This is a genomic window from Paraburkholderia acidisoli, assembly GCF_009789675.1.
GTDB lineage: Bacteria > Pseudomonadota > Gammaproteobacteria > Burkholderiales > Burkholderiaceae > Paraburkholderia > Paraburkholderia acidisoli.
This window is the reverse complement of the sequence record NZ_CP046916.1, coordinates 1073112-1092592: the sequence shown is the minus strand read 5'-3', so window position 1 is coordinate 1092592 and position 19481 is coordinate 1073112. Positions and strand designations below refer to the sequence as shown.

Genomic DNA, 19481 nt, shown 5'->3' with positions numbered 1-19481 from the left:
ACGATCGATGTCGCAATCGACGGTGCATTTTTCGGCGGATGACAATATCCCCAAGCTGTTGCGCGACTGCGCGGCAGGCAATCCGGGCCACGTGTTCTGCCGCTCCGGCGACACGTCGCTCACTTACGCCGAACTCAACGCGCGCGTGAACCGGCTGGCCAACGGACTCGCGCGGGCCGGCGTGCGCGCGCACACCCGCGTGGCCGTGATGCTGTCGCATCATGTCGATCATGCGCTCGCCTACTTCGCGCTGTGCAAGCTCGGCGCGGTGCAGGTGCCGGTCAACGTGCATCTGAAGGGCGCGGCGCTCGAACACGTGTTGACGGACTCCGAGCCCGCGTTCGCGCTGGCCGACGACGTGTTCGCGCCCGCGCTCGAACCGGCGGCCGCGCGTGTGGCCGGCTTGCGCACGATCTGGCGCAGCGCGGAAGGCGGCGGCGAGTTCGCGCAATGGCGCGACGAGCCGAACGAAGCCGAACCCGCTTTCGCGGCGCACGACACGGACTTGCGCGCGATTCTCTACACCTCGGGCACGAGCGGTCCCGCCAAAGGCGTGCTGATGAGCGACCGCATGGTGCGCGCGGCGGCGCTGGGTTCGTCGTGGATCGGCTCGATCACGCCGGGCAGCGTGCTGCACTTCTGGGACCCGATCTATCACGTGTTCGGCAGCGAAGTGCTCGTGATGGCGCTGATGCAACCCATCACGCTCGCGTTCGTGCCGCGCTTCAGCGCCTCCGGGTTCTGGGACGAAGTCGCGCGTTATGGCGCCACGCATCTGCATTTCGTGGGCGGCGTGCTGCAACTGCTGCTCAAGCAGCCGCCTTCGCCACGCGACCGCGAGCACACGGTGCGCATTGCGTGGGGCGGCGGCGCGCCGGTGGAAGTGTGGCAGGCGTTCGAGCAGCGCTTCGGCATTCCCGTGCGCGAGGGTTACGGCATGACGGAAACGTCGAGTTTCAGCGTGGTGAATCTCGACGGCCCGATCGGCTCCATCGGCAAGGCCGTGGACTATTTCGACGTGGAGATCGTGGGCGATGACGACGTGCCGCTGCCGCACGGATCGGTGGGCGAAATTCGCGTGAAGGCGCGCGAGCCCGGCACCATCACCGAAGGCTATTTCCGCAATCCGGAGAAAACGCGCGAAACGCTGCGCAACGGCTGGCTCTATACGGGCGATCTCGGTCGCGCGGACGCGCAGGGCTATTTGTACTTTCTCGGCCGCAAGAAGGACAGCGTGCGGCGGCGCGGCGAAAACATCTCGGCGTGGGAAGTCGAGAATGTCGCCAACGGCCATCCCGACGTGGAAGAGAGCGCGCTGATTGGCGTGACCAACGAATTCGCCGACGAAGACCTGAAGCTGTTCGTCAAGCTGCGTCCGGGCGCGGATGCATTCACGCCCGAGGCGTTCGTGGCGTGGTGCGAGGCGAACATGGCGAAGTTCCAGGTGCCGCGCTTCATCGCGATCGTCGACGAGTTTCCGAAAACGCCCACGCAGCGTATCCAGAAGCCGTCGCTTTCGAAGCGGATCGACGACTGCTGGGACGCGCTGGCGGCGTCGGCGGCCGTACCGACTTCGCGTTGAGCGGCGCGGCATGGCGGCCCGCAAGACTAACGCGGGCTTGAATGCTGCATAAGCGCGGGTGATGTCGCGCGCTTCCGGTATCTGGCGACGTAGGATGGCTTGCAGTCCGGCCGCGCCGCTTCGTATGGCGCGCGCCGGAATATCCACGAGGCCGCGACGCACGTCTCGATGCGTGCTTCGCGGCCGTCCCGCACAGTCACATATCGGTCGAAATGAACACGAATAACTTCGCAGCGCAGTTTGGCCCGCGCGAATCGATGGAATACGACGTCGTCATCGTCGGCGGAGGGCCGGCCGGTTTATCCGCCGCCATTCGTCTCAAGCAGATGGCGCAGGAACGCAACGCCGAAGTGAGCGTGTGTGTGCTCGAAAAGGGCTCGGCGGTTGGCGCACACACGCTCTCGGGCGCGGTCACGGACCCGCGCGCGCTCGACGAACTGATTCCCGACTGGAAGGAGCGCGGCGCGCCGCTCGACGTGCCCGTGACCGAAGACCGCTTTCTGTTTCTCTCCGAAAGCGGCGCGAAGCCGGTGCCCAACTGGCTGCTCCCCGACAACTTCAAGAACCACGGCAATTACGTGGTGAGTCTCGGCAACGTCACGCGCTGGCTCGCGGAACAGGCCGAAGCGCTGGGCGTGGAGATCTTCGCGGGTTTCGCGGCGGCCGAAGTGCTGTACGGCGAACACGGCGAAGTGCGCGGCGTGGCCACGGGCAACATGGGCGTGGGCAAGGACGGCGAACCCACCGCCAACTTCCAGCTGGGCATGGAACTGCATGCGCGCTACACGCTGTTCGCCGAAGGCGCGCGCGGCCATCTCGGGCGCGAACTCATCGCGCGTTTCAAGCTCGACGAAGGCGCGGACCCGCAGGTGTACGGCCTCGGCATCAAGGAACTCTGGGAGATCGACCCGGCGCTGCACAAGCCCGGACTCGTGATCCACACGGCGGGCTGGCCGCTCGAAAGCGACACGTATGGCGGCTCGTTTCTCTATCACCTGAACGACAACCAGGTGGTGGTGGGTTTCGTCGTCGGGCTCGGTTATACCAATCCGTATCTCTCGCCGTTCGAGGAATTCCAGCGCTACAAGACGCACCCCGCGATCCGGCGTTTCCTCGAAGGTGGCCGGCGTTTGTCGTACGGCGCGCGCGCGATTGCGGCGGGCGGAATCATGTCGATGCCGAAGCTCGCGTTCGCGGGCGGCGCGCTGATCGGCTGCGAGGCGGGCATGCTCAACGCCTCGCGCATCAAGGGCAGCCATGCGGCAATCGCTTCGGGCAAGATGGCCGCGCAAGCCGCGTTCGAGGCGCTGCAAGCGGGACGTGGCAACGACACGCTCGATGCCTATCCGCAGGCCTTCGAGCAGTCGTGGCTCAAGGAAGAACTGCATCGCGCGCGCAATTTCAAGCAGTGGATGAGCAAAGGCCTGTATGTGGGCAGCATGATGGTGGGGCTGGAGCAGAAGGTGCTGGGCGGCCGGGTGCCCTGGACGCTGCATCATCATCATTCGGATCACGAAACATTGCAGCCAGCGGCGCAGTGTAAGCCCATTGTGTATCCGAAACCGGACGGCAAGCTCACGTTCGACCGGCTTTCCTCGGTGTTCCTCTCGAACACGAATCACGAAGAAAACCAGCCCGTGCATCTCACACTCAAGGACGCGAGCGTGCCCGTGCGCGTGAATCTCGGGCGGTACGCGGGACCGGAAGCGCGCTTCTGCCCGGCGGGCGTGTATGAGTTCACGGAAGCACCGGCGGGAGAGAGCGCGCTCGTCATCAACGCGCAGAACTGCATTCACTGCAAGACCTGCGATATCAAGGACCCGACGCAGAATATCGTCTGGGTCACGCCCGAAGGCGGCGGCGGACCGAACTATCCGAACATGTAAAAGAAAAAGGGCTCATCGTACGATGAGCCCTTTTTTCAAGGCATCCCGACGATGCCGGGATGCGATCTCCACCGCGCGCTCATGCGTTCATGCAGGCGCGCATTCCAACGCGCAATCAAGCGCGCATTCAAGCGCCGAAGCGCCACTCGCGCGTGGGCAGATAGGTTTCCTTCACGACGCGCGGCGAGGCCCAGCGCAGCAGGTTCAGATACGAACCGGCCTTGTCGTTGGTGCCGCTCGCGCGGCCGCCGCCGAACGGTTGCTGGCCGATCATCGCGCCCGTGGGCTTGTCGTTGAGGTAGAGGTTGCCCGCTGCGTTGACGAGCACGTCTTCGGCTTGATGCAGCGCGAAGCGGTCCGTGCAGAAGATCGAGCCGGTGAGGGCATAGGGGCTCGTCGAGTCGATCAGCGTGAGCGTGTCATCCCATGCGTTGTCTTCGTAGACGAACACCGAGAGGATCGGCCCGAACAGTTCCTCGGTCATGAGCGCGTGCTTCGGGTTGCTCACTTCGAGCACGGTCGGCTCGACGAAATAGCCCGGCTCCGACCACGTCTTGCCGCCGCTCACGAAGGTCACGGCCGAGTCGTCCTTCGCCGCGGCCAGCACGCGGCTCAGCTTCTGGTGCGAGGCTTCGGAAATCACGGCGCCCATGAACGTGCTGAAGTCGGCCACGTCGCCCACTTTCAGCTCGGCGAGACGCGCGCGCAGTTCGTCGCGCACTTGCGACCACAGGCTGCGCGGAATGTAGGCGCGCGAGGCGGCGCTGCACTTCTGGCCTTGATAGCCGAACGCGCCGCGAATCAGCGCGATGGCCACTTCGGACGGATGCGCCGAGGCATGCGCGAGTACGAAGTCCTTGCCGCCCGTTTCGCCCACGAGGCGCGGAATGGTGCGGAACGAGTCGACCTTCGAAGCCACGCCTTTCCAGAGCGACTGGAACACGGCCGAAGAACCCGTGAAGTGGATGCCGGCGAGATCGGGCGAGGCGAGCGCCACGCGCGTGGTGAGTTCGGCCTCGCCCGGCACGAAGTTGATGACGCCCGGCGGCAGGCCCGCTTCTTCGAGCGCTTCGAAGAAGATGTAGTTGGCGAGCGCCGACTTTTCCGAGGGCTTCCACAGCACGGTGTTGCCCATGATGGCGGGCGCCGTGGTCAGATTGCCGCCGATAGCCGTGAAGTTGAACGGCGACACGGCATAGACGAAACCTTCGAGCGGACGCCAGTCGGCGCGGTTCGCGGCCGTGGCCACCGACATGGGTTGCTCGGCGTACACGCGTTGCGCGTTATAGGCATTGAAGCGCAGGAAGTCGATCAGTTCGCAGGCGCTGTCCGGCTCGGCTTCTTCCACGGTCTTGCTCTGGCCGAGCATGGTGGCGGCGTTGATCTTCATGCGCGAACGCGTCGCGATGATGTCGGCGGCGCGATGCAGGATCGTGGCGCGGCTCGCGTGCGTGAGTTTGGCCCAGTCCTTCGCCACACGCTTGCCGCTCGCGACCGCTTGCTGGATCTGCGCTTCGGTCGGGCGGTGAATGCGGGCGAGCAGGCGCTGCGTGTCGTGCGGCGCGCGCACTTCGACCACGTCGTTGGAGAAGTAGCGCTGGCCGTCGATCACGGTGGGAATGTCCACCACGTCGCGCTGTTCGAGCGCCTTGCGCAGCTCCGCTTGCGCCTGCGTGCCCGTGCCGAAATGCAGTTCGGGTTCGTTCGCGGGCAGCGGGAATTGAGGACCTGAAATCACACTGGCTCCTTAGGGAAGGGGATTCGAAAACACCGCCGGCGTTGCGGTTCGTGAACGGCGCCGCCGCGTGGCGCGCCGTTCGCCGCCGGGGGCGAGGCTCAGTGTCCAGACTAGCGGCAAGGCCGCACGCGGGGCGTTGCTAAACCTCGACTTATGCTTTGGATCGGCGGGCGTTATGGAAGGGGCCGCCTGCGGGACGGCGCACGCCGCGTTGGCGGCGCGCGCGTCATTCCTCGTCGGCGATACAGACTTCTTCGGGCGCGAGCGCGAGCGCCTTGGCAATGTCGCGCGACACCTGGCGCTCGAACGCGCGCTTGAGCAGATCGTAGAGGTCGGCGGGCAGATGGCCGAGTTCGTTCTCGCGCGAGGCGAGGAAGAACGAACGGCTCAGGCCCTGGTATGGCCGGCCATGGCGCGAGAACGAGGAGAGCGCGACCACGCGCAGGTCGGGAACGTAATGACGCGACTGCCACAGGCATAGCGGCGTAGTCACCGCGAAGCCGAGCCCGGCCGCCACGAGACTCAGCATGGGGTCGGTGGCGTCGAATTCGCAGGTGCGTTCGATGTTCTCGGCGTTGGCCGCGAGATAGGCGTCGATATGCTGGCCGATCACCGAGCGCGCGCTATAACGGATCAATTGCAGCTGGCGGCTCAGTTCGGTGAGCGTGGTGAAGCGGTCCACTTCGAAGCTGCGCGGCAGCACGACCACGTAGGGCTCCGAAAAGAGCTTCTGGCGGCGAATGCCGGGCGCCTGCGAGAGTTCGGTGGTGGTCACGGCCATGTCGAGCTGGCGCGCTTCGAGCTGCGCGTCGAGCGTGGGCGTGATGCCCGACCACAAACGGATTTGATGCGAGGTGCCCGCGAGCGCCTTGATGATGATCGGGCCGATGGTGGCCGCGAACGAGTCCACGCAACCGAGCCGCACGACCACACGCTTCGCGCGCGTGACGTTGCGCACGGCTTCGACCATCTGGTCGGCGCCTTGCAGCAGCACCGTGGCGTGTTCGAACAGACGCTGACCGGCGGCCGTGGGGCGCGCGGGACGCGTGGCGCGGTCGAGCAGCGTGGTGTCGAGAATGGTTTCGAGCGCCTTGATGCGCTGCGAGACGCCCGCCTGCGAAATGGCGAGGCGGCTGGCCGCGTCCGAGATCGACCCCGACTCGACCACGGCAACCCAACTCGCGAGCAGATCCCAGTCTGGATAATGTTCAGGTGCGCTTTCTTTCATGGTCGCCTGCGACGTGACAGCCAAAATGTTAACACGGTTGTCCGGGCGCACATATTGGGAAAAAACGCATGGCGCTTACTTCGGCGAACGGTCGGCGTGGGCGGCCGTCGTGGCTGAATGGAGCGAAGCCGATGCCGATGCCGATGCCGATGCCGCTGCGGATGCCGATGCCGCGGGCAACCGCGCGAGCGCGCCTTCGAGCGCATCGAACAGCGCGCCGAGCGTGGCCGTGGCTTCGGCGCCTTCCTGCTGCTCGCGTTCGTATTCGAGCGCGCTGCGCCAGCGGCCCGCGATCTCCATTTCCACGGCATGCACGCCCAGGCCCGGCGCGCCGTAGTGCTGCGCCGCGAACATGTCGGCGACCTTGCCGTTCACGACCCACGAGCGGCCGTGTTCGCCCACGGTGTCGGTGAGTGCGGAGACGAGCTGGCGGTCGCACGAGCGGCCGCGGTTGCTGCCGATGTTGCAGTCGAGCGCACCGCTCTGGTTGCGATACGGCGAGAGCCAGTAGCTCGCGTGCGAGACCAGCAGCAGCACGTTGGCGTGCAGGCCGCGCAGGCGCGCGAGTTCCGCCGCCACGGCCGCATGAAAGGGCCGCCAGTACTGATCGACGCGACCTTCGACTTCGCGCTCCGAGGGCGGATGCGAGTCGTCGTAAAGCGGCTCGCCGCGCGACGTATGCGTGCGGCACAGGCCGCTGCGGCTCAGGCGCAGCGATAGCGGACGGCTTTCCGTCGCCACATTGAAGTCGATCACGCACGGGTGGTAGCGCGCGCCGATCGTGGTGATACCGCGCTTTTCGGCGAGGGCTTCGAGCGCGAGACCCGCCGGATCGGCCATCCGCCCTTCGATCGCGGCCCATGACGCGTGGTCCAGCAACTCGCCGGGAATACGGCTGCCGCTATGCGGCGTGACGAGGACCAGCGGTGAATCGGCACGAAAAACGTGCCCGAAAGCCAGGCTCTGCATGTTCAATACCTCGGGTTCGCTTGCGCGCGTGATTCGCGGGCGGCGGCACGCCGGCCGGGGGCGCGGCGTGCGTTGCCCTACGGTAGCCGAACCCGTGGCGAAACGCTGGTGCCTAAGCGGCGCTGTTTCTAACCATAAGCGCCGCTTACGCAAAGCAACCGGCGTTCGCCCGGAGGCGCAACGGTATGGAAGCGGTACGGGAAGCGATATTAGAAACGGTGACGCATCCCGACGATCGCCATGACCTGGTTCTGCGTGGTCGATGCCGAAAGGAAGTTGATGTTCGCCACCGCCTTCGCGCCCGTCGAGTCGGTGCCGGATGCATGCTGATACACCGCGTCGGCGTACACGTCGGTGCGCTTCGAGAGGAAGTAGTCGGCGCCGATCACCCCCTGGTGGTATTTCGCGCTGTTCACGCCATAGCCCTTGGTGTAGTCGTAGGCCGCGCCCAGCAGCAGCGCAGGCGTGAGCTGGTAGCGGAAGTTCGCTTCGACGTTGTGGAACTTCGCGTCGCCGCCCGCGCCCGTGGCGGGCAGACCCGCAAGCGTGCCGATGTCCTTGAACTGCGTGTTGCTGTACGTCAGACCGAACGTCGCCGCCTGCCACGTGTATTGCGCGCCCGCGACAATGACCTGCTGCGTCTTCGCCGAGGCATACCCGGAGTACACGCGGCTCGACGTCATGTTCGACGCCGTGGTGCTCGAGGTCGAGTTATTGCCGAAGTACGAGTAGTTCGGGTCCTTCGCGTTGAGGTACGACACCCCCAGCACGAACGGGCCATGCGCGTAGTTCGCGCCGAGCGACCAGATCTGGTTGCGATTGAACTGGCCCGCCACGCCGCCCAGGCTGTAGAGGCCGCCGAACGTGAAGCCGCCGTACGAGAGGCTCTTGTACTTGATCGCGTTGTTGACGCGATTGGTGCCGTTCAGGTTGTCGAGGTCGCCCGGATGCGCGCCGAAATACGGCGACCACACGTTGGCCGCTTCGAACATGTAGGTGAAGTCGGTGACCGAATCGTACTGGCGGCCGAGCGTGACCGTGCCGAGATTCGCGGAAGACAGTCCCACGTACGCCTGGCGGCCGAATTCGTCGCCGCCCTGGCCGAGCTTGCCGTTCGTCACGCTGAAGCCGTTTTCGAGCACGAACAACGCCTTGAGTCCGCCGCCGAGATCTTCCGTGCCGCGCAGGCCCCAACGGCTACCCTGGATATTGCCGCTGCCCATTTGATACTGGCTATGGCCGCCGGCGTTGTTGGCGTAGATCACGCCGACGTCGATCAAGCCGTACAGCGTGACGGAGCTTTGGGCGTGGGCGGCCGTGGCGAATGCGAGCGAAATTGCCGCTGCAAAAAGATGTTTTTGCATGTGTTGGTCTCTGCGGTTGAAATGAAAAGGACGCCGGCGAAGCAATGGGCGACGTCAGCCGCTCGCAGAGTAGGGAAGTCAAAATAGTCGGCCGTATAGAGGACGGCGCAACTTATTCTGAAAATAAGCGTGTGTGATATTCGCTTGACAACGGGCTCGCGGGAGTGAGTTTCGCGCCATGCGAGCAGTCGATGCCGGTTCACTTGCGCGGCTTCACTTCGGTTTCATATCGACGGAAACGAGCATCACGTGCGCTTAATTTTTCTATCACGTTTGATGATGGATTTCGCGCGCGGCCGCATTCTGGACCACGCTCACCGGCAACGGTTCGACGGACGGCGAGAATGACGGAAGCACGAGGAGACGAGAGCGCAGCAGTGCAGCACGACGCGCGCCACCATGCGCAACAGAGCGTGCAAGACGGCCCATCGGCGCATGAAGGCGCGGCGCGTGCGGCCACGGCAAGCGCTCAGGGCCCGCTTGCCCAGCCGTTTGCGGCGAAGCCCGTGCAAACGCCCAGCGAGTACCGCACGCTCGCGGGTCTCCTGCTCGGCGCGGCGTTTCTGATTCTCGGCAATGGTCTGTTCCAGACGCTCATTCCGCTGCGCCTCGTGCGTCACGGCGAATCCACGCTGGTGGTGGGCTTCATTCAGTCGTGCTATTACCTCGGCTTCCTGCTCGGCGCATTCACCGCGCGACGCCTGATCGACCGGTTCGGTCAGCATCGCGTGTTCATCGCGTTCGCCGCGCTCGCCACGATTCTCACGCAGGCGTTCGGCGCATTCGAATTGGCCGCCACGCTCGGACTGATCCGGCTCGCCACGGGCTTCGCGTTCATGGGCCTGTTTTCGTCGATAGAAAGCTGGATTCAGGGCACGGCGTCCAATGCCAATCGCGGCCGCATCTTCGGCACCTACACCACCATCAACTATTTTTCGTTGTGCACGGGGCAACTGCTGCTGAATGTCGGCGGTCCCGCCGGCACGACCGGGTTTGGCCTCGCGTCCGCGTTGTTCGCCGCCGCGATCATTCCCGTGGCGCTGCTGTCGGGCTGGCCCAGGATGGCCACGGGCGACGCGAATCCATCTGCGCGCCCGCATAGCTGGATCGAGGTGCTGCGCGCGCTGACCGGCGCGACCTCGCTGGCGGTGCCGGGCTGCATCATCGCGGGCTTTCTCTACAGCGGCTTTTATTCGCTGATGCCGGTGTTTCTCGTGCGCTCCGGCTTCGCCACCGCGAATCTCTCGCTCTTCATGGGCGTGTGCCTGCTCGGCGCGTTGTTCACGCAGCGGCCCATGGGGCGGCTCTCGGATCGTTACGCGCGGCGCGTGCTGGTGTACCGCATCGCGCTGCTCTCAGCGGCGTTGAGCGCGGCGCTCCTGATCTTTCACGAGGGCGCGTTTTTGTGGCTGGGCGCGATTGCCTATGTCGCGGTCACGTTCACACAATACGGCCTCGTGGCGGGCGATACCAACGACCGGATCGACCCGCCATTGCGCGTGGCGATTGCCTCGCTGCTGCTGGTGCTGTTTTCGGTGGGCGGCATGACGGGGCCCGCGATTGCCTCCGTATTCATGACCGTACTGGGTCCAAAGGGGATCTTCGCGTATAACGGTTTGTCGTGCCTGGCGCTCGCCTGGGCGGCGCGGCGATCCCGCGAGCGCATCACGGCGTGCTGAGGCGCGCTTGCTGATCGAGGACTTCGAAGTCTGCACGTCGGCTATCGATTCTTCACGTTTCGTGTTCATGGGAAACACGCGTGGGCCGTTAATGCGCGCGCACCGTTGTGACATGCTGTCGTTCAACTCATCACCCTGAACGGGAGCCGCTATGACGCAAAAAATATTCAAGGTCGCCGCCATTGCCGGTGACGGCATTGGCCAGGAAGTGATGCCCGAGGGCGTGCGCGTGGTCGAAGCCGCTGCCGCGAAGTTCGGCCTGAAGATCGAATTCACGCATTTCGACTGGGCCAGCTGCGACTATTATTTGCAGCACGGCAAGATGATGCCCGACGACTGGTTCGCCACGCTCAAGGGCTTCGACGCGATCTACTTTGGCGCGGTGGGTTGGCCCGAGAAAGTCCCCGACCATATTTCACTGTGGGGTTCGCTGCTCAAATTCCGCCGCGAATTCGACCAATACGTGAATCTGCGTCCCGTGCGCCTGCTGCCGGGCGTGCCGTGTCCGCTCGCCAACCGCAAACCGGGCGATATCGACTTTCTCGTGGTGCGCGAGAACACCGAAGGCGAATATTCTTCGGTGGGCGGCAAGATGTTCGAAGGCACCGAGCGCGAATTCGTGTTGCAGGAGTCGGTGTTCACGCGTCAGGGCGTGGATCGCATTCTGCAATACGCCTTCGATCTCGCGAATCAGCGCAAGCGCAAGCAACTCACGGCGGCCACGAAATCGAACGGTATTTCGATCAGCATGCCGTACTGGGACGAGCGCGTGGCGGAGATGGCCCGGTCGTATCCCGAGGTGAAGTGGGACAAGCAGCATATCGACATTCTGTGCGCGCGCTTCGTGCTGCAACCGGATCGCTTCGACGTGGTGGTTGCGTCGAACCTGTTCGGCGATATTCTTTCCGACCTCGGTCCGGCCTGCACGGGCACGATTGGTCTGGCGGCTTCGGCGAACCTGAATCCGGAGCGCAGGTTTCCTTCGCTGTTCGAGCCGGTGCACGGGTCCGCGCCCGACATCTTCGGCAAGCAGATCGCTAATCCCATCGCCATGATCTGGTCGGGCGCGATGATGCTCGAGTTTCTCGGCAACGGCGATGCTGCGTATCAAGCCGCGCACGATGCCATCATGCAGGCCATCGAAACGGTGCTCGTGGAAGGACCGCGTACGCCGGACATGGGCGGCAATGCGAGTACGTCCGGCGTGGGCGAAGCCATCGCGCGAGGGCTCTGAATCGCGCCTCACGCCCTCATGGGCGTGTCAGTCGCTGGCGTTCATGTCGGCCGGTTGCGCGGCGCGGCACAATGCCGTGATCCATACGTCGTCGCCGTGTGGCGACACGCGCGCCTGGCCGTGCTCGACCACGAGGCGCCAGGTGTCGTCGGGCAACGCCGCGCGGTAGAGCACGCGGTAGTCGGCGCGCTGGGCGAGCGCCTCGTTCACGGCGGCTTCGCGCGCCGCGCGATCTTCCGCATGAATGTGCCGCGACAGATCCACGTAATGTCGCGGCGGCGCGGCGGCGTCCACGCCGAACAACCGGCACCATTCCTCGGTCACCACGAGTTCGTCGGCGTTGCGCAGCCAGCGCCACGCGCCCACACCCGCAAGCCGCGCGGCGTCGTTGAGCAACTGAAAGCGGCTCAGGAGCGCCGACTCCGCTTCCTTGCGCGCGCTGATGTCGATGGTCGTGCCCACCACGCGCACGGCGCGGCCCGCGTCGTCGAGCAGCGTGGCGAGACGTGATTCGATCCAGCGCACCCGGCCGTCGGGCAGGATGATGCGGAAGTCCCAGACCTGCGGCGCTTTCTTCGCGATCACCGCGCGCATGGTCTCGGCATTGAGCCAGTGCGCGTCCTCCGGATGCAGGATCTCCCAGAATGCCTCGTTGGTGTGAATCTCGCGCCCGTAGAGCCGCGCGCAATTGCTCGAATAGAACAGTTCGTCGGTGACGAGATTCCATTCCCAGGTGACGATGCCGGCCGCTTCCTGCGCCTGCTTCATGCGCGCTTCGTTCGAGACGATTTCCGCGGTATGCCGGCGGCGCAGATCGGTCATGGGCAATTCGGTCTTGCCGTTGATGCCGAGATCTTTCACGGCTTCGTCGCCGTAGCGCAGCCAGACCCAGTTCACGTCGAGAAAGGCGGCGAGGCGCCGCAGATTCGAATAGTCGATCTCACCGCCGCGTGTCCACTTGTGCACGGCGGGGCGCGAGATGCCTACCACATCGGCGACCTGCTGCAAGCTCAGTTGCTTGTGTTCGAGTAACACTTTGAGCCGGAACGCGAACGTATCCTCGGACATCCATTTCCCTTGATGGCGGGCGCGTCGAACGCGCGATCGAACGAAAAAGACGGCAGACGCCGCGGGCCGGGGTCGGCCAGGCGTGTGCCGCCGGGGCGGGCCAGGGCGCACGGAGGCGCGCTGGCGCGGCTCGCTGGGCGAGCCCGTAGTGTAACGGATCGGCGTGGGCAGGCCTCTACAGATCGATCACGAGCCGCGGCGTGAGCGCGCGGGAGACGCACAGCAGAACGGTTTTCTGCGCGGCCTTTTCGTCCTCGTCGAGATACTGGTCGCGATGATCCGCGCGGCCCTCGAGGATCGGGACTTCGCAGGTGCCGCACACGCCCTCGCGGCACAGCGATTCGACGCTCACGCCCGCCCGCTCGATGGCCTTGAGGATGGTTTCGTCCTCGCCCACCGTCACTTCCAGGCCCGACTTCGCCAGCACCACGGTGAACGCCTGGCCCGCCGTATCCGTGGCCGCGAACTGTTCGGAATGCAACTGCGCCTTCGGCCAGCCGAGCAGCGCGGCGTTCGCATAGACCGCGTCGTTGAGCCCTTGCGGGCCGCACACGTACACATGGGCCGCGGGGCGCTCGCGTTGCAGGCGCTTGAAGAGTTCGAGCAGATCGAGGCGCGGGCCCGCGCTGTCCGCGTAGCAATGCACGTGTGCCGCGCGCGGGTGCTCCCGCAGTTCGCTCACGAACGCGCCATGCTCGGGGCTGCGGTAGGCATAGTGCAGTTCGAGGTCGAGATCGCTCGTCGCGTGCTCGGCGAGGTGCGCGAGAAACGGCGTGATGCCGATCCCGCCTGCGATGAACACGTGATCCCTTGCGTCGCGCGCGAGTTCGAACAGATTCGCAGGCGTGCCGATGGCGAGCCGCGTGCCCACCCGCACCTGCTCGTGCATGAACGCCGAGCCGCCGCGCGACACTGCCTCGCGGCGCACCGCGATCTGGTAGCGGCGCGTGTCGTGCGGCGAACCGAGCAGCGAATATGCGTTGTGATGCCACACGTCGCCGTCCTGCATCGACACGAGCACGTGCGCGCCGCCAGTGAACGACGGCAACGGCGCGCCGTCCGGCAGCGCGAGCGTGTAGCGCTTGATGAGCGGCGTGAGCGTTTCCACGCCGACGACGTCGACGGTCATCGATTCGCGCGCATTCATTTCGCGCTCCCGGCCGGCGCGGCGGCGCGCTCCGAGATGCCGCCCATGCAGAGATATTTGAGCGCGAGATAGTCGTCGATGCCGTACTTCGAGCCTTCGCGCCCGACACCCGACTGCTTGACGCCGCCGAACGGCGCGACTTCGTTCGAGATCAGGCCGGTGTTGATCCCCACGATGCCGTATTCGAGCTGCTCGGCCACGCGCCAGATGCGGCCGATGTCGCGGCTGTAGAAGTACGCGGCAAGCCCGTAGATCGAGTCGTTGGCGAGTTGCACGACTTCGCTGTCGCTCGCAAAGCGCACGATGGGCGCGACCGGGCCGAAGATTTCCTCGCTGAGCACGGCCATGCCGGGTTTCGCGTCGGCGAGCACGGTGGGCGCGTAGAAGTTGCCGCCACGCGCGTGCGGCGCGCCACCCGTGAGCACGCGTGCTCCTTGCGATAACGCATCGCGCACGAGTTGGTCGACTTTGGCGCGCGCGGCGCCGTTGATGAGCGGGCCGATGTTCACGCCCGCGGCGAAACCGTCGCCCACTTGCAGCGCGGCCACGCGCGCCGCGAAGCGCTCGCAGAATGCCGCGTAGAGCGAATCGTGCACGTAAAAGCGGTTCGCGCACACGCAGGTCTGGCCCGCGTTGCGATACTTCGAAAGCAGCGCGCCTTCGAGGGCGGCGTCGAGATCGGCGTCGTCGAATACGATGAACGGTGCGTTGCCGCCCAGTTCGAGCGAGACTTTCTTGACGGTGTCCGAGCACTGCCGCATGAGCAGGCGGCCAACTTCGGTCGAGCCTGTGAACGTGAGCTTTTTCACGAGCGGATTCGAGGTCATTTCGAGGCCGATCTCGCGCGACTTGCCCGTGACGACGTTGACCACGCCCGCCGGAATGCCCGCCTGCTGGGCGAGCGCGGCCAGCGCCAGCGCCGAAAGCGGCGTTTCGTTCGCGGGCTTCACGACAATCGTGCAGCCCGCCGCGAGCGCGGGCGCGACCTTACGCGTGATCATCGCCGAGGGGAAATTCCACGGCGTGATCGCCGCGCAGACGCCGATGGGTTCGCGTGTGACCAGGAGCCGCTGATCGGGGTGGGTGCCCGGAATCACGTCGCCGTCGACGCGCTTCGCCTGCTCGGCGAACCATTCGATGAACGAAGCGGCATACGCGATCTCGCCGCGCGCCTCGGCGAGCGGCTTGCCTTGCTCGCGCGTCATGAGCGTGGCCAGTTCGTCCTGATGCGCCATCACGAGATCGAACCAGGCGCGCAACAACCGCGCGCGTTCTTTCGCCGTGGTCGCGCGCCAGCCGGGCAACGCGCGATGCGCCGCCTCGATGGCCGCGCGCGTTTCGGCCGCGCCCATGTTGGGCACGCGAGCGAGATGCGCGCCCGTGGACGGATTGACGACGTCGAGCGTCGCGCCGTCGGCGGCGTCGCACCAGCGGCCGTCGATATGAGCCTGCTCATGCTGCAGGCGAGGTTGTTCGAGCGATGTCATGCGGTTCTCCGGGCAGGCGTGGCTTGCGTCAGTCTTGATACTGCTGCGCCAGCAGATGGTGGAAATGCGCGATGCCGTGCTCGCTGATGCCGCTGCGCGCCTCGTCGACCATGATGCGGCCCTGGCCGCGATAGCCGCGCGACTTGAGGCCCTTCTGCACGCTCTCGACGAGGCGCAGGTCTTCCGGACGGAATACGGTGCGATACCACTCGATCAGTTTTTGCTGCTCGGCCGTGGGTTCCTCGTTGAGGAAATAGATGTCGTAGTGCTGGAGAGTGACTTCCGCGCTCATCGGAAATTCGTAGATCACGGTCATGAAGTCGCTTCCCGGCGGCACGTTGAACATGGTGCAGGGCCATGCCCAGTAGCCGTGGAAGCTCGGGTCCTTGATGGCGGGATCGAGCTTGAACGAACGCTCCGACGACTTCGCATGGCCGAATTGCAGCGTCCAGTTGCCGTGCAGCGAATGCGTGTAGCGGTCGACCTGCACCGAATCGGAAAAGCCGGGATGCGCGGGGCCGCAGTGGTAGCACTCGAGATAATTGTCGACGATCGACTTCCAGTTCGCGGGCGTTTCCGACACGAAGCGCGCCGCGAGCTTGAGGTCGTCGATCACGGGGCAGGCCTTGCGCAGGCTCGCTTCGAGCCCCGGCAGTTGCGCTTCCACGTTTGACGCCTGCGGATTCAGGTTGATGAACACGAAGCCCGCATATTCCTCCACGCTTACCGGCATGAGCGACGACTTGTCCTTGTCGAACGACTCCACGTGATCGCAATTGTTCGCATGCGCGAGCGCGCCGTCGAGCTTGAACGCCCACGCGTGATACGGGCAGGTGATGACGTTTTTCGCCTGGCCGCTGCCTTCGAGCAGTTGATGGCCGCGGTGCGGGCAGACGTTATAGAACGCTCGCAGCACCTTGTCCTTGCCGCGCACGACCAGAATGCTTTCGCCGACCACGTCGCGCGTGATGTACGCGTTGGCGTTGGCGACTTCGCTGCGATGCGCGACGCAGATCCACGTGTCTTCGAAAATCTTCTTTTCTTCGTGCCGATACACCGTTTCCGAGGTGTAGAAGCTGGCGGGAATCGTCCAGGCGTTCTCGTGCCTGGCGCAGAAGTCCGCCGGCAGTTTGGGAGAGGATTCCGGCTTGTGGAACTCGATGGGGAGATAGGTCATGGCGTCCGCCTGTTGACGAAGGAGTAAAGAGATTTAACGTAACCGCAGGTTTACAATAAACCAAAGGTTTACGGAAGGATAGAAGAATCAGGACGGAGAGGGGATTCGGGTTATCCCTTGCTGGGCCGCGCGTGTGGCAGATAGTCAAGTCCTGAGATCAGCAAAGCGGGACGCGTCAATAGGCGAATTCGCTAGTGCATGAGTGAGGTCATCGTTGCGTACTATTGTTAACCAATAGTTTTACGTTAACCGAAAGATAACCTCGCACAGGAGGAGACATGTCTCAGGACGCATGGGCCGAGCCGCTGGATGGCGACCGGCCGCGCACGAAAACGCGCATCGAATCACGTTCCATCGACTACGTGCCGCTCGCCGAGCGCAAAGGGAAGGCATGGCATTTGTGGCCGGTCTGGTTTACCGGCGACGCCAATCTCGCCACCATTGCCGCCGGCGCGATTGGCGTGAGCTTGGGCGGCAATCTGCTGTGGAGCGCGATCGCGGTGGTGCTCGGCAACGTGCTCGGCACCTTCTTCATGGCGTTTCATTCGAGCCAGGGGCCGCAACTCGGCTTGCCGCAAATGATCCAGTCGCGCCCGCAGTTCGGCTATATGGGCGCGTTGCTCGTGTGGGTCGTCGCGCTGGTCACCTATATCGGCTACAACTCGTTCAACCAGCTGATGGCGGGGCAGACCGCGCATCATCTGCTCGGCACCGAGCCGCACGTGAGCTACGTGGTGTTCACGCTGGCCTCGCTCGCGCTCGCGATCTTCGGTTATGACCTGATCCACAAGGCGCAGCGCTGGCTGGCTTTCGCGCTGTTGGTCGTGCTCACGCTGTTCAGCGTGGGCATTTGCGTGAAGGTGCAGTTTCCCGCCGGGCAGCTCAGCTTCGCAGGCTTCAAGTCCACGCCCTTTCTCGTGCAATTGTTCGCGGCGGCGGCGTATCAGCTCTCGTGGTCGATCTATGTTTCGGATTACTCGCGATATTTGCCGCCCACCACCGGCGTGCGTTCGACGTTCTGGTGGACCTTTCTGGGCGCGCTGATCGGCGGCGTGTGGATGATGCTGGTCGGCACGGCGGCAGCGGCGCTCAACGCGCAGATCGAGATCACCGACGCCGTGCAGCGCGCCGGCGACGCGATCTTTCCCGGCTTCGGCGCGATCACGTTGTTGCTGGCGCTGCTGGGTCTGCTCGCCATCACGGGACTCAACTTCTACGGCGCATCCCTCACGCTGCTGAGCATTGCCGATTCGTTCCGGCCGCTCAAGTCGAGTGCGCTGAAGCGCGTGCTGAGTCTCGTGATCGTAGCCTGCGTGGCCACCGCGCTCGCGTTCTCGGCCACCGACAATTTCATGGGCAAGTTCGGCGACTTCCTCGGCATCCTCGGTTACCTCTTCACGCCCTGGACCGCGATCAATCTCGTCGACTTCTTCATCGTGCGGCACTCGCATTATTCGGTGCGCGAGATCTTCAATCCGCGCGGCATTTACGGACGCTGGAGCTGGCGCGGTCTGAGCGCCTACGCGGTGGGGTTCGTCGCCATGATTCCGTTCTTCAAGACCGAGCTGTACATGGGGCCGGTGGCGCGCGCGCTGGACGGTGCCGACGTGGCGATGCTCGTGGGGCTGCCGGTCTCGGGGCTGGTGTATCTGTGGGCGTGCCGCTCCCTCGACATCGAAAAAGAACGGCGTTTCGTGCGTGACGCCGACCGTGGCCTGAACTGATCCTCCCCGCGCGACTTCTCTCATGACAATACTGACTCAGGCACGGCGCGCGACGCCGTGCGCGGCCGCGTGCGCGCTCGCCCTGTTTTCCGCCGGCGCGCGCGCGAGCGACGGCAGCGTGACGCTCTACGGCGTGCTCGACGCGGGCGTGACCTACGTGAGCAACGCGGGCGGCGCGCGGCTGGTGGAATTCGACGATGGCGTGTCCTACGCGAACCGCTGGGGCGTGAAAGGCGTGGAAGACCTGGGCGGCGGCTGGCAGGCCGTGTTCCGGCTGGAGAGCGGCTTTCGCCTCGGCAACGGGCGCAGCGCGAACGGCGGCGCGGAGTTCGGCCGCAATGCTTATGTCGGACTCCAGAACGATTGGGGCACGCTGGCGTTCGGCAACCAGTTCGACATGACGCAGGAGTTCGTCTATCTCTACAACGTTTCCGCGTGGGCGAGCGGCTATGCGATCGATCAGGGCGACTTCGACCGCATGAACGGCGACCATCTGCCCAATGCGATCAAGTTCGTCTCGAAGCCGTTCGGCGGATTTCGCTTTGGTGGCGTGTATTCGTTCAGCAATACGCCCGGCAGCTTTCATGCGGGCAGTGCGTGGAGCGTGGGCGGCCAGTATCAACGCGGGCCGCTTTCGATGGGCGCGGCCTATACGCAGTTGAACACGCCTTCGGGGAGTGCCGCATTCGATCCGTACGCGATGATCGGCGCGCGAACGTTCTTCGGCCAACCGACGGTCAGCGTCGACGCCACGACGGGCGCCGTCACCGATCTCTACGCAGGCACGCCGTTTCCCGTCGACCGGCAAGGCGCGCTCGCACTCGGCGCGAGTTACGCCATCGGCAACGTCACGCTGATGGGCGCCTACACGCACACGCAGATCAAGGCGTCGGGCGCAACGCAGATCATGCAGGTGGGCGAGGGCGGCGCGAACTGGCAGATCGCGCCCGCATTGAGTCTCGCGGGCGGCTATCAGTACACGCATTTCGACGCGCATCACTGGAACCAGCTTTCGGCGGGGGCGCACTACCTGCTGTCCAAACGCACCGACCTCTACGTGTCGGGCGACTGGCTGAAGGCGTCGCAGGGCATCGACGCGGTGATCGGCTATAGCTTCGCGCCATCCCGCACCACGACGCAAGCCGACGTGCGCGTTGGCATGCGTCACTCGTTCTGAGCGCGCGGCGCGTCGCGAGGA

14 protein-coding genes are annotated in these 19481 nt (G+C 64.9%); 6 read left to right on the top strand and 8 right to left on the bottom strand.

What is annotated here, in order from left to right:
• Window positions 1–7 precede the first annotated feature (7 nt).
• Window positions 8–1582 carry an AMP-binding protein gene (locus tag FAZ98_RS33785; protein ID WP_158958326.1) on the top strand — a complete coding sequence of 525 codons (1575 nt, stop codon included), beginning with the start codon at window positions 8–10 and terminating at the stop codon, window positions 1580–1582.
• A gap of 212 nt (window positions 1583–1794) precedes the next feature.
• Window positions 1795–3468 (top strand): electron transfer flavoprotein-ubiquinone oxidoreductase, encoded by a 1674-nt coding sequence (locus FAZ98_RS33780; RefSeq protein WP_233272989.1) that lies wholly within the window; start codon window positions 1795–1797, stop codon window positions 3466–3468.
• 127 nt (window positions 3469–3595) lie between these two features.
• Here the strand turns inward: FAZ98_RS33780 and pruA are convergent, their stop codons facing one another.
• The 4 genes from pruA to FAZ98_RS33760 all read right to left on the bottom strand — a co-directional run bounded on the left by pruA (window position 3596) and on the right by FAZ98_RS33760 (window position 8767).
• Window positions 3596–5206, bottom strand: coding sequence for an L-glutamate gamma-semialdehyde dehydrogenase (gene pruA / locus FAZ98_RS33775; RefSeq protein ID WP_158958322.1), 1611 nt, complete (start codon window positions 5204–5206; stop codon window positions 3596–3598).
• Window positions 5207–5432: 226 nt separating this feature from the next.
• Window positions 5433–6434 (bottom strand): LysR family transcriptional regulator, encoded by a 1002-nt coding sequence (locus FAZ98_RS33770; protein ID WP_158958320.1) that lies wholly within the window; start codon window positions 6432–6434, stop codon window positions 5433–5435.
• 75 nt (window positions 6435–6509) lie between these two features.
• A complete protein-coding gene (locus FAZ98_RS33765; protein WP_158958318.1) occupies window positions 6510–7403 on the bottom strand; it encodes an N-formylglutamate amidohydrolase in 894 nt (297 codons plus the stop codon).
• Between the two features lie 209 nt (window positions 7404–7612).
• Window positions 7613–8767, bottom strand: a complete 1155-nt coding sequence (locus FAZ98_RS33760) for a porin (RefSeq protein WP_158958316.1) — start codon at window positions 8765–8767, stop codon at window positions 7613–7615.
• Between the two features lie 344 nt (window positions 8768–9111).
• Between FAZ98_RS33760 and FAZ98_RS33755 the strand changes: the two genes are divergently transcribed.
• Both FAZ98_RS33755 and FAZ98_RS33750 read left to right on the top strand, forming a co-directional pair.
• Window positions 9112–10446, top strand: a complete 1335-nt coding sequence (locus tag FAZ98_RS33755; protein WP_158958314.1) for an MFS transporter — start codon at window positions 9112–9114, stop codon at window positions 10444–10446.
• A gap of 151 nt (window positions 10447–10597) precedes the next feature.
• Window positions 10598–11680 carry a tartrate dehydrogenase gene (locus FAZ98_RS33750; protein WP_158958312.1) on the top strand — a complete coding sequence of 361 codons (1083 nt, stop codon included), beginning with the start codon at window positions 10598–10600 and terminating at the stop codon, window positions 11678–11680.
• 27 nt (window positions 11681–11707) lie between these two features.
• Here FAZ98_RS33750 and FAZ98_RS33745 read toward each other — a convergent pair whose 3' ends face one another.
• The 4 genes from FAZ98_RS33745 to FAZ98_RS33730 all read right to left on the bottom strand — a co-directional run bounded on the left by FAZ98_RS33745 (window position 11708) and on the right by FAZ98_RS33730 (window position 16559).
• Window positions 11708–12748 carry a PAS domain-containing protein gene (locus tag FAZ98_RS33745; protein WP_158958311.1) on the bottom strand — a complete coding sequence of 347 codons (1041 nt, stop codon included), beginning with the start codon at window positions 12746–12748 and terminating at the stop codon, window positions 11708–11710.
• 175 nt (window positions 12749–12923) lie between these two features.
• Entirely contained in the window at window positions 12924–13895 is a 972-nt protein-coding gene (locus FAZ98_RS33740) for a PDR/VanB family oxidoreductase (protein ID WP_158958309.1), read from the bottom strand.
• Window positions 13892–15382: an NAD-dependent succinate-semialdehyde dehydrogenase gene (locus FAZ98_RS33735; protein WP_158958307.1), complete on the bottom strand. Its 1491-nt coding sequence runs from the start codon at window positions 15380–15382 to the stop codon at window positions 13892–13894. The genes FAZ98_RS33740 and FAZ98_RS33735 overlap by 4 nt, the downstream gene beginning before the upstream one ends.
• Before the next feature lie 28 nt (window positions 15383–15410).
• Entirely contained in the window at window positions 15411–16559 is a 1149-nt protein-coding gene (locus FAZ98_RS33730; protein ID WP_158958305.1) for an aromatic ring-hydroxylating oxygenase subunit alpha, read from the bottom strand.
• Window positions 16560–16837: 278 nt separating this feature from the next.
• Here FAZ98_RS33730 and FAZ98_RS33725 point away from each other — a divergent pair, with 278 nt between their 5' ends.
• A complete protein-coding gene (locus FAZ98_RS33725; protein WP_158958303.1) occupies window positions 16838–18283 on the top strand; it encodes a purine-cytosine permease family protein in 1446 nt (481 codons plus the stop codon).
• Window positions 18284–18305: 22 nt separating this feature from the next.
• Window positions 18306–19460, top strand: coding sequence for a porin (locus FAZ98_RS33720; protein WP_158958301.1), 1155 nt, complete (start codon window positions 18306–18308; stop codon window positions 19458–19460).
• Window positions 19461–19481: the final 21 nt, after the last annotated feature.